Here is a 10841-nt window from a genome sequence, read left to right as displayed (position 1 = left end):
GCGGGCGTGAATTGAACAGCAACCACCCATCGATTCTCCTTTCTATAGAAGTGCCATGTTTTCGCACCACTATTGGGTAATCTATTAATCTGACGGGAGAAGCTGCCAATTTTTGATGTGACATATTTCCCAAATTTTGCTTCTAGACAATCCGGGACTCTCAACTTTATAGTATCTCCAGACCATTGACAAGTTTGATTGCCATAACTTTCATCCTTGGAGCCAACAATAAATACTGACCCTCTGGATACCTTCACTCTAATTTTCGCCCTCAATAGATGTTTAATTTGATTTTGAAGTCGGTAGATATATCGCTTTTTCTGATGCCGACCTTGACGCAGATGATGCCAGTTAGTTTTTCTTGTCTTGAGGTTTGACGACAAGGGAAAATTGCAGCCATTTTTGGAGGATTGCCAGTTCTTTTTTCCATAGAACTTCCGAGCCAACTTAATTTTCTTTGTGGCTTTGGCTACCCAATCTTTCGCTGACTTAACTCGTGATTCTAATTGCTTTATCTGGCGCTTTCTACAATATGTAGCTGAGGCAGTTTTTCCTTTGGCTAATGCAATTACTCCGTTAGCATAACGCTTACTAATTCCGTATTTCTCTTGCATAAGACTATTCCAACTGGATTGATTAAATTTAACTTCTTTGTTTAATAAATGGTTAACTGTTTCAACTGTTGCTTGATAAAATATATCGGACAATGAAGTTAAAAACATCTCCAAGTCGGTGAAACCGATGGGGTTAAGTTCATCGGCGGGAGTTGGCAAACCTTTGCAATAAGTTATCGTTGTCATAGCTTTTTGGCTACCTCCCTCAGTTCGGTCACTATTTTTTTTGTGCTTATGACTACGCAGTCCCTTATGTACCAATTAAGTCAACAATATCATATCGACTCCAGACCACCAGCCTTAGAGAAGCTCATCAGCCAGCCGTTGAGTTCCCATCGGTGCAACGTGCAAGACCGTCACACAAAGTCGAGTAGCTGCTTCTTGGGGAGTTAAACTAGACATTCCTGTATTATATCATCAAAAATGTCTAGTTATGTCAATGATTGTCTAGATATTTACGGACTGTAAGTTAACCTGTCTATTGACACTCAGCCGATTAAAGCGCGGGGGCTTTCACCTCCGCTATCCTGTAACTTTATACGGATGGATAATGTTGTACTCCTACAAATTATGCTGATCGATTGAGTTCTGTTGATAGCTGCTGCCAATCGGGTAATCGAGCATCCTGTGTCTGCCGTTGAGAAACAACTATTCTCTGCAAAACTCTAAAATTCTCTAAAAATGCCATGTCTTCGATATCAATCTGGGGTTGTTGGCAAAGATCGACATACCGTCGGGCGTTTAAGGATAACCAGAGTTCTAAATCACTTAACATTGACTTTAGCCTAAACTTTGTCTCAGTTTAGCTTTGTCGATTCGAGAGTAATAGGGAATATTTTCGGATATTTTACTCACTAAATTAAGAGGAACCTGGTAAAAATACGCAAGAAAATACTTTAGGAATTAATTTGCCAGTAAGGAGTAAAGTTAATTCTGAGCAATTACCCGCTCGTAGAAAAGCTTATTCTATCCTTGAACAGTCTTGCCCACCCTACATAAAATCTAATCAAGTATCATTCGTCACCATTAACAGGCAATAGATGAGGGTAGGATAAAGACAGGCTAACTACTGAATGTTTTTATCTCCGGTTCTCTCACCGGATTTATTAGCAAATTAAACCGCCTTTGTCAAGACACCCCCATCTGGAGCTTGATAAAATCAATCACGGTTGCTAATCCGTCCTGAGTCTTTAAATTCGTAAATACAAATGGCTTATCACCTCGCATCTTTTTGGCGTCTCGTTCCATAACACCCAAATCAGCCCCAACCATTGGCGCTAGGTCTATTTTATTAATCACCAATAAATCCGATTTGGTGATTCCGGGTCCGCCTTTGCGGGGAATCTTGTCACCGGCGGCGACATCTATCACGTAAAGGGTCAAATCAACGAGTTCTGGGCTAAAAGTGGCGGCTAGGTTATCCCCCCCACTTTCTAAGAAGACTAAATCTAAGGGGGTGAACTTCTGTTCTAACTCTTCAATTGCGGCTAAATTCAGGGATGCATCCTCTCGAATCGCCGTATGGGGACAACCTCCCGTTTCCACACCCCGGATGCGATCGCGCTCTAATGCTTGAGAGTTTACCAGAAACTGGGCATCTTCCTGGGTGTAAATGTCATTGGTGACGACAGCGATTTGATAGGATGCCCGCATTGCCTTGCACAAAGCATCCAATAAAGCAGTTTTTCCGGAACCTACTGGTCCTGCAATACCAACGCGAAATGTATTCATCAACCGTGTTTGAGATGTGATGTATTAACTATAAATTTACTATTATTTTTACGGCTTTTCTCTGTAGGGATGCGATCGCACGTCTGCAATGGCTGTAACCCCGTGTTACTCGATGAGCGCGATAAACGCCTCAATGGTGTGATTAGAATGACCAATTTTAAATACATTCATGACTATTGCTCATACAAGTCAACAGCTAATCTTTATGAGGACAGTTGTGATTGAATAAAATTATAGCCCTGATCGAATTTCCAGATCATCCGGCAATTGAATTGATTCACTTCATTACTAATATCAGGATCATCAAAATCTCTTGTGTTCCGGTTGAGGAAACATGAGACTTGGGGTTGATACTGCCGCAGATGGCTAATAACTGATGCATAAACGATAGCATCTTGCGGTTCCAAGCCGTAATAAACTTCATAGTTTGCTGCATCGCTGAGAATAGCGGCAGTCAGTGAAATAATGTATGCACTTTTCAAGAGTCGTTCTCGATACTGTACAAAACGCTGTTTCTCCTCTTCATTAATCTGCATCAGCAACATAGGAATGTCTTCAATGTTGCTAATACGACTATGATATGATTTTGTACGTTTAAGTTGATTTAACTCCTTGACAAGATCTTGTTCAAGCTTCTTACGGCTGTTTTCTTGACGAATTAATTTTTCATGGGGTTCAGCCAAACTATAGGCAGGTATGACCAGTTGTATCCGTTTGGCTTCACAACGTTGCAAAATTTGTTCACAGCTTTCAAACTCTTCTTGCTGGAAGGCTAATTCCAGGACAAAGTTAGTTTCTACATAGACATTCACGCCATAACCTCATAATCAAACTTACCCCCAGCGATGGCTTCATATAGCCCTGAATCAACTAACCATTGTTGAGATTCATCAATCTCTACAGGGAATTTATCAGAATGCATTACTGGCAAAAGCCATGATTCAATAATCAATTCTAAACTCTGACGACTGATTTGTTTAGCCGTGATTCCAGCTTTTTCATAGTACGATTGAATAATAGGGCGTGCATCAATCGAGTAAGTAGGTTGGCTCTGATCGGATTGGGCATCAGCACCCGTCCATAAGTAGAAGCGATCGAGAAAAACCATCAGGAAATAGGGGGCTTTGTAAAACGTTCCGTGTGCGAGAATATTGCGGCGGAATTGTGCTGCCCACTCTGGCGATGTATTGAGTTTAGGTTTAACTTCAATATCGAGAATTCGTTGACCATTACGGTTGTAAACTGACAAATCCCAGTCATCATTCCCCTGAGGATAAGAAATAGGATATTGAATCGGCTTGGGTACTAAGTTACCTTTCATTTTGTTTTTGCCGCAAATGTTACTATAGTAATCCTAGCTTAGATGATCTAGATAGTTCGTTACCAGTAGGGGCACGGCATTGCCGTACCCTTACTCATTCTGCTTGGTAGCAGATAACCTCTGGGGTAGGTAGGGGTTCTAGGGATGCAACACGTCACAATCGCTGTAACTCTATGCTGTTGTGGGAGAGCGATGAAGGATGAATAGTTCCTCGGTGCAATAAATTTGTCATTTCTGCTAAAAATAGCAGATTTCCCGATTCGTGATCAGGAGCAGTGTCGTGGGCTGGGGCGATCTGCTGGATCTGAACTGACACAGCTAAAAAGTTGGGATAAATTTGACAGTTGATAGCCGACGGTTTGATGGGCGCACGCCATGCGCCCCTACAATCCTAAATCCACTAAATTAGGTGTGCTACGCCAGATCACACGAGACAACTTGGTGTGATAGATTTGAATTACACCTTTATATTCGGCTCGTCTGTTGTGGCTAAGGATCGTTTTCATCAAGTTGTTAAAACAGCTCTTATTAAGGATGGATGGAATGTGACTCATGATCCGCTTAGAATTAAAGTCGGTGGAGTGGAGATGGAAATTGATTTGGGGGCAGAAAGATTACTGGCTGCGGAGCGAGGCGATGAAAAAATTGCGGTTGAAGTCAAAAGTTTTTTAGCTAGTGCATCGGCAATTTCAGAGTTTCATACAGCGCTGGGTCAGTTTATTAACTATCGGGCGGCATTGCGTCGTGAAGAACCTGAGCGCATTCTCTATCTAGCTGTGCCAGATCTAACCTATAACAGCTTCTTTAAAATTGATTTTCCCGCATCAATGCTGCAAGAAAATGCGGTAAAATTGATGGTTTACAATGTTGACGTGGAGGAAGTTGTACAATGGCAGAACTAACGGATAAAGTAATCAAATATCAGCAAATTGTGCAGCAATTGTTGATGGATTATGCAGAAGTTAAGCCAGCTTATGGTGAGTTTGAGGTAGAGACGATTTTTGATACGCAGCGCAATCACTATCAAATTGTGCATCTAGGTTGGCACCATAGGCGCTGGGTGCATCATTGTTTAATGCATCTGGATATTCGGAATGAGAAAATCTGGATTTTTTACAATTCAACGGAGCATGATATTGCGGCAGAATTAGTCGATTTGGGTGTACCAAAACATGATATTGTCCTAGGGTTTCATCCTCCTTTCATGCGTGAAATGACTGATTATGCAGTGGGCTAAAAGGAGAAGGATTAAAGAGGCTGGTTGATGGACAAGCGTAGGCGTGACTCACCTTAATTGGTGGATTAGAATTGTAGGGGCGCAAGGCTTGCGCCCAGTTTAAACGTTAAATCTATTCCACAATTGTAGTTTGGTCAGTCCAGTAGCGGCGTGATCGGGTTAAAATAGGACTTTGTTTGTAGTAAGCACTTTAGTGCTTTAACGCATAGCTGGAGAGAGCTAAAGCTCTCACTACGAACCTACTTAACTTATTGGGCATTACCAATTAAAATAAATGGAGACCAATAGAAGGGATGACGATCAACCTGTTCAAGTTTTGCCTGACGCAGGGCTTCGCCTTTACTCATCCCTTGATTTAAATTTTGATAAAATTGGGTCATAATTTCGGAGGTTGTGTCATCCTCAGCATTCCACAAACTTGCCATCACTGCTTTAGCACCTGCCCGTTCAAATAAGTAGGCAATACCTGCAATTTCTCGCCCGTCTGATTCTTCTCGCAAAGCAGTTTGACAGGCGCTGAGGACAAGAAGTTCTGTATTTTTCATGCCTAATCGTGCCGCATTGGCGATGTTGAAGGGTTCATCGGCAAATAGGAGAGTGTTGGGTTCCATATCGATGCGGCGGTGTACACCCTTACAGTCTTCCTCTTCTCCCAAACAACAACCCTCAGCTTGAAAACAGCCGTGAGTGGCAAGGTGGATAACTGGAAAGCGAGAGGCGTGGTATTTGAATCTTGCGAGAGTGGCGTCCTTACCCAGATAGATTTCACTTCCAGGTAGGAGGTTGGGCAGATTTTTGATTTCCGCTTCCGCATCAGGTATATTATAGGGTTCTTCCGGGATGGGATTTCCTAATCCTAACGCCCCACGCTGTAAAGATGGAGAATGTCCGGTGTCTGTCAATTGCAGTGAATTGACACTTAAGCGAGTGAAATAATTGATGGGATAGTTTTCAATTAAGAATTTTTCTGTGTCTTGATTGCGGAGGGTTTCAAAGGGAATATAGCGCAGTTTATCTGTAGCGATGATGGCAAGCTGCGTCGGAGATAATGACTGGATTTGGTCTTCAATGGGACGAATTAATAAGTCGTAGAGTTCGCTACTCGTGTCGCGGAAGTCTGTGGCATAACGGTTTTCTAATATCTCTCGGTAGTCAGTGATTAAGGTATCTAGTTGATCCGGATCGACAGGAACTTTTTTAACCGTGATAGGTTGGTCTTTCGTCAGGATAAAAATAGCGATATTGTTGGGAACGTTGTTTATATTAGTCAGCAGGACGGGCTGAATAACGACTGTACCATCAGGGATACTGGCTTGGAGTTTTTCAAGATCATCAGGCGTGGTTTCTAGAAGTTCAGCGATTTCAGGATACTGGCGCGAGATGTCTTCCGCTTCTTGGTTAACTTGTGCCTCAAATTCCCGAAATTGGCGGGAACGTTCCTCAGAAAAGTTGGCTTGTAATTGCTGGCGGAGGATTTCTAATTGCTGATTTTTTTGATTCCACTGGTCTAGAGCTTGTTGGGCTTGGGGATTACTGACTTGGGCATCAATTAGGCGGGTGTAATCAGCGAGTTCGGCTGTGCTGTAAAGGTTAATCCATTCAAAAGCTTGTTTGGGTTTATTTTGGTCAATCAAGAGGTTCGTTAGAGTAATTACACGACCTCGATCATTTCGTAAAAATGACTGTCGGTTTTCTCGCTGTAAACCCTGACGCATTTCTAGGGTAATGGTCACGGCTTGCTTAAGTTTAGTAATCGCCTGTTGGGGTTGTCCGATAGCATTGTAGACCCCACCAATATTACTGAGAGTAGTGGCTTCAACTGAGCGATCGCCTACTTCCTGGTGAATGGGTAAGGCTTGGTTATAGTAGTCTAATGCCTGTTGCGATTGTCCGATGTCATCGTAGACCCCACCAATGTTATTGAGAGTAGTGGCAACACCTGCGCGATCACCCACTTCCTGGCTAATGAGTAAGGCTTGGTTATAGTCTTCTAATGCCTTCTGTGGTTGTCCAATGGCACGGTAGACTGCACCAATATTATTAAGAGTAGTGGCAACACCTGCGCGATCACCCACTTCCCGGCTAATGGGTAAGGCTTGATTATAGTATTCTAATGCCTGTTGCGGTTGTCCAATGGCATGGTAGACAAAACCAATATTATTGAGAGTAGTGGCAATATCGGCACGATCGCCCACTTGTTGGAAAATAGGTAAGGCTTGCTTCAAGTATTCTAATGCCTGTTGGGGTTGTCCGATTTCATCGTAGACTAAGCCAATATTATTGAGAGTAATGGCAACACCTGAGCGATCGCCCACTTCCCGACGAATGGGTAGGGCTTGGTTATAGAAGTCTAATGCCTTCTGCGGTTGTCCCATAGCATCGTAGACCTGACCAATATTATTGATAATAGTGGCAACACCTGCGCGATCGCCCACTTCCCGGAAAATAGGCAAGGCTTGGTTATAGTACTCTAATGCCTGTTGCGGTTGTCCAATAGCATAGTAGACCCAGCCAATATTATTGAGAGTAGCGGCTTCACCTGGGCGATCACCTACTTCCCGACGAATGGGTAAGGCTTGGTTATAGAAGTCTAATGCCTTCTGCGGTTGTCCCATAGCATGGTAGACTAAGCCAATATTATTGAGAGTAGTGGCAACACCTGCGCGATTGCCCACTTCCCGACTAATGGGTAAAGCTTGGTTATAGTAGTTTAATGCCTGTTGGGGTTGTCCCATGGCACGGTAGACTAAGCCAATATTATTGAGAGTAGCAGCAACACCTGCGCGATTGCCCACTTCCCGATGAATGGGTAAAGCTTGGTTATAAAAGTCTAATGCTTGTTGCGGTTGTCCAATGGCATCGTAGACCCCACCAATATTATTAAGTGTGGTGGCTTCACCTTTGCGATCGCCGACTTCCCGATGAATGGGTAAGGCTTGATTATAGTAATCTAGGGTTTGCTGGTACTGATCAAGCTGATCATAATTAAAACCAATCCCAAGCATTGCCACCGCTTCTAGCTGTCTATCGTTCAGTTGTCTTGCTAAGTCTAAAACTTGTTGCCAGGTTTCTATTGCTTGTCGATATTGCCCTATTTTTGTTTGCTGGATAGCTTGCTTTAAAAGCGCTCTCCATTCTGCCTGTAAATCCTGGGCTTGCGCCCAACTTTGTTGAACCATCAACGGCACAGTTACAGGAACCAAGCCTATACTAATGGCTAAAACACCCGATAAAATTTGCCGCATAGCACCCAACCCTCCACACCTAACGGTCAATTGGCGTTGCCTTAATCGTCATCGTTAGTCCTGACAAATCAAATTCAATCGCATTAACGACATAAATACTATCTATAGAAATCGAGAGAAGATCTTGTAAATCCTCACGGCTTAAAACAGTCCCTAACCTGAGACTCGCTGTTTCCGGGTTTTGCAGTTGAAACGCCCTAATCGGTACTCCTCGCCAAACTTGCTGTATCCTTGTCGAGTCATTTTCTCCTCTAATCTTCCTCACCCTTCGCCCCCGTCGATTGTGAATCCACACATCCCCCTGAAATTCTATGCGGTTCACTTCACCCAGAGGTAAGGTTTGCGAGAAATTATTCTTAGAAATCGTTAACCCCTGTTCACTCAGCGCCGTCAATTGACCAATGATAGAACTCCCGGATTTTGGCCACACCAAAGCATCGTCTGGTAACGCCACGGGTAACGATTGGGCTTGCTGGTTAGTGGCTTGAGCAATCTCTCTGGGTTTGCTCATCGTAGTTTCAGCATACCCGATGACTCCAGGACTTGAAACCAGTAGGGTCAAGGTAATGATGTTCAGTGCTGTTTTCATCGCTTTGGTGATACTCCTAAAACCCCGTAATATGATTGAATTGAATAGCGCTGTGAAAAGTCTGTGGTTTCCACTCCTCCTGATCCTAACGAACCCAACCTATTAGGCAAAGTTACCAGTCTCGTCGTTTTACTCGGTGCGGGGTTGTACTTTACAGGTTGGACATACCGTTGGGCTTATTTTAGCTTTTTCAATCTTGAGGTTTCCACCCTCAACTTACCCTTTGAATCCTTCTATATCGCTGCATTCCAAGCCCTGTTTGGTTCTCCCTTCGCCATTCTCCGAACTGCGATCGCGCTTATTCTCACCGCTACGGCGATTCACCTCACCCTCTGGCTGATTCAATATCCGGTGATGACGAGTCTCACCACACTCACCAAAAGAGTGCGATCGCCTCTTCTCAATTACGCCAGACAACACCCCAATGCATGGCTATCCCAAGGGATACAATCCTTGGTTAACTTTAGTTCAACTCAGTTTAATTCGCTGCAATTTTTAGGCTCTCTCACCGTCGAAATTGTGATTGTCTTATGGGCATTAACCGCCCTATTTTGGTTAGCCCAATGGCAAGCCGATACCGATGCTTGGTTAGATGCGGTTAACGAAACCTCGACCCTACCGATTATCACCGTTGTTGCTCCAGATAACACCGTGTCCCTGGGACGTAAACTGGACAATCCTCTGGTTAATCCGTCCGGTTTCCGGATTATCGGCGACCAAGATTTATATCAACGGCTTCTGGGTAAAGAACTCACCGATACCAGCAATCCAGAAACCCCAAGAGTCTGGCGTTTACTCATTGATCGCGACGGTTATTTTTACATCTTTCCAGCTTTGCCTGATAAACGCGATCGCACATTAAGTCCACCTGTTGTGATGATGTATGAAAGTGACGGAGGCGATCAGCTAATGATCCTTAGTCCTCCAACCTCCCGGAATTAGAGTTAGCTGAATAAGCCTTGTGGGGGGGGTTAGAGAGCAGGGGAAGCAGGGGAAGCAGGGGAAGCATATTAGATGTAGGGGCGGGTTTAGGTAATCAATCCAGCTAGTCACCGATAATGGAACAACAAAACCCGCCCTTCTCACCTCTTCCTCAACAACTTGTACCCGCCCATTACCCCACCGAATCGATTAATCCCAAACCGGACAACAAAACCCACCGGATTGTTACCCGCGATCGCACCTTTAAAATGTCGGGGTGAAAGGTGGAGTCGGGCGGGTTTTGTAGAAAGATAATGGGTGACTCCATTAATTTTATCCCTAAACCCGCCCCTACATTGGATTTTCTTTCCCGATACCGATATCAGATGTTCCGATTAACCTGAAACCTGATCACAAAGCTCACCTGATTGTTAACCGCGATCGCACTCACAAATGTCGGGGTGAAAGGTGGAGTCGGGCGGGTTTTGTCGAAAGATGATGGGTGGCTCCATTAATTTTATCCCTAAACCCGCCCCTACATTGGATTTTCTGTCCCGATATCAGATTTTTAGATTAACCTGAAACCTGATCACAAAGCTCACCTGATTGTTAACCGCGATCGCACTTAAAAATGTCGCGGTGAAAGGGTGGATCAGGGCGGGTTTTGTAGAAAGATAATGGGTGACTCCATTAATTTTGTTCCTAAACCCGCCCCTACATTGGATTTTCTGTCCCGATATCAGATTTTCCGATTCACCTGAAACCTGATCACAAAGCTCACCTGATTGTTAACCGCGATCGCACCTTTAAAATGTCGGGGTGAAAGTGGAGTCGGGCGGGTTTTGTAGAAAGATAATGGGTGACTCCATTAATTTTGTTCCTAAACCCGCCCCTACATTGGATTTTCTGTCCCGATATCAGATTTTCCTATGAACCTGAAACCCGATAACAAAACCCACCGGATTCCCAACCGCGATCGCACCTTTAAAATGTCGGGGTGAAAGGTGGAGTCGGGCGGGTTTTGTAGAAAGATGATGGGTGACTCCATTAATTTTATCCCTAAACCCGCCCCTACATTGGATTTTCTGTCCCGATATCAGATTTTCCGATTAACCTGAAACCCGATAACAAAACCCACCGGATTCCCAACCGCGATCGCACCTTTAAAATGTCGGGGTGAAAG

The 10841-nt window shown here is 44.0% G+C and carries 10 protein-coding genes and 1 pseudogene; 4 read left to right on the top strand and 7 right to left on the bottom strand.

What is annotated here, in order from left to right; all coding sequences use genetic code 11:
- From RH949_RS24760 to RH949_RS24740, 5 genes and pseudogenes are all read right to left on the bottom strand, one after another.
- Nucleotides 1-800 (bottom strand): annotated as a pseudogene (locus RH949_RS24760) (hypothetical protein); the annotation flags it as partial.
- A 382-nt stretch (nucleotides 801-1182) separates the two neighbouring features.
- Nucleotides 1183-1389 (bottom strand): hypothetical protein, encoded by a 207-nt coding sequence (locus tag RH949_RS24755; protein ID WP_006105544.1) that lies wholly within the window; start codon nucleotides 1387-1389, stop codon nucleotides 1183-1185.
- Nucleotides 1390-1742: 353 nt separating this feature from the next.
- Complete coding sequence (gene ureG, locus RH949_RS24750; protein ID WP_006105539.1) at nucleotides 1743-2345, bottom strand: urease accessory protein UreG; 603 nt, start codon at nucleotides 2343-2345, stop codon at nucleotides 1743-1745.
- 203 nt (nucleotides 2346-2548) lie between these two features.
- Nucleotides 2549-3157: a PIN domain-containing protein gene (locus RH949_RS24745; RefSeq protein WP_006105505.1), complete on the bottom strand. Its 609-nt coding sequence runs from the start codon at nucleotides 3155-3157 to the stop codon at nucleotides 2549-2551.
- On the bottom strand, nucleotides 3154-3666 hold the full coding sequence (locus tag RH949_RS24740) for a hypothetical protein (RefSeq protein WP_446356882.1): 513 nt from the start codon (nucleotides 3664-3666) through the stop codon (nucleotides 3154-3156). Before RH949_RS24740 ends, RH949_RS24745 begins: the two co-directional genes overlap by 4 nt.
- A 485-nt stretch (nucleotides 3667-4151) precedes the next feature.
- On the opposite strand from RH949_RS24740, the gene RH949_RS24735 reads away from it, so the two are divergent.
- Together RH949_RS24735 and RH949_RS24730 are read left to right on the top strand one after the other, a co-directional pair.
- Nucleotides 4152-4568, top strand: a complete 417-nt coding sequence (locus RH949_RS24735; protein ID WP_446356885.1) for an element excision factor XisH family protein — start codon at nucleotides 4152-4154, stop codon at nucleotides 4566-4568.
- A complete protein-coding gene (locus RH949_RS24730; RefSeq protein ID WP_446356880.1) occupies nucleotides 4556-4903 on the top strand; it encodes an element excision factor XisI family protein in 348 nt (115 codons plus the stop codon). Before RH949_RS24735 ends, RH949_RS24730 begins: the two co-directional genes overlap by 13 nt.
- A gap of 248 nt (nucleotides 4904-5151) precedes the next feature.
- On the opposite strand, the gene RH949_RS24725 is transcribed toward RH949_RS24730, so the two are convergent.
- Both RH949_RS24725 and RH949_RS24720 read right to left on the bottom strand, forming a co-directional pair.
- Nucleotides 5152-8148, bottom strand: coding sequence for a CHAT domain-containing protein (locus RH949_RS24725; protein WP_446356878.1), 2997 nt, complete (start codon nucleotides 8146-8148; stop codon nucleotides 5152-5154).
- Between the two features lie 19 nt (nucleotides 8149-8167).
- Nucleotides 8168-8737, bottom strand: a complete 570-nt coding sequence (locus RH949_RS24720; protein WP_446356876.1) for a hypothetical protein — start codon at nucleotides 8735-8737, stop codon at nucleotides 8168-8170.
- Between the two features lie 63 nt (nucleotides 8738-8800).
- Here RH949_RS24720 and RH949_RS24715 point away from each other — a divergent pair, with 63 nt between their 5' ends.
- Nucleotides 8801-9679: a hypothetical protein gene (locus RH949_RS24715; protein ID WP_446356874.1), complete on the top strand. Its 879-nt coding sequence runs from the start codon at nucleotides 8801-8803 to the stop codon at nucleotides 9677-9679.
- Between the two features lie 116 nt (nucleotides 9680-9795).
- Nucleotides 9796-9939, top strand: a complete 144-nt coding sequence (locus RH949_RS24710) for a hypothetical protein (RefSeq protein ID WP_446356872.1) — start codon at nucleotides 9796-9798, stop codon at nucleotides 9937-9939.
- Nucleotides 9940-10841 lie beyond the last annotated feature (902 nt).

It is taken from the genome of Coleofasciculus sp. A1-SPW-01, assembly GCF_040217205.1.
GTDB lineage: Bacteria > Cyanobacteriota > Cyanobacteriia > Cyanobacteriales > Coleofasciculaceae > Coleofasciculus > Coleofasciculus chthonoplastes_A.
Note: the sequence above shows the minus strand (reverse complement) of the source record. Positions and strands in the feature narration are given on the sequence as shown.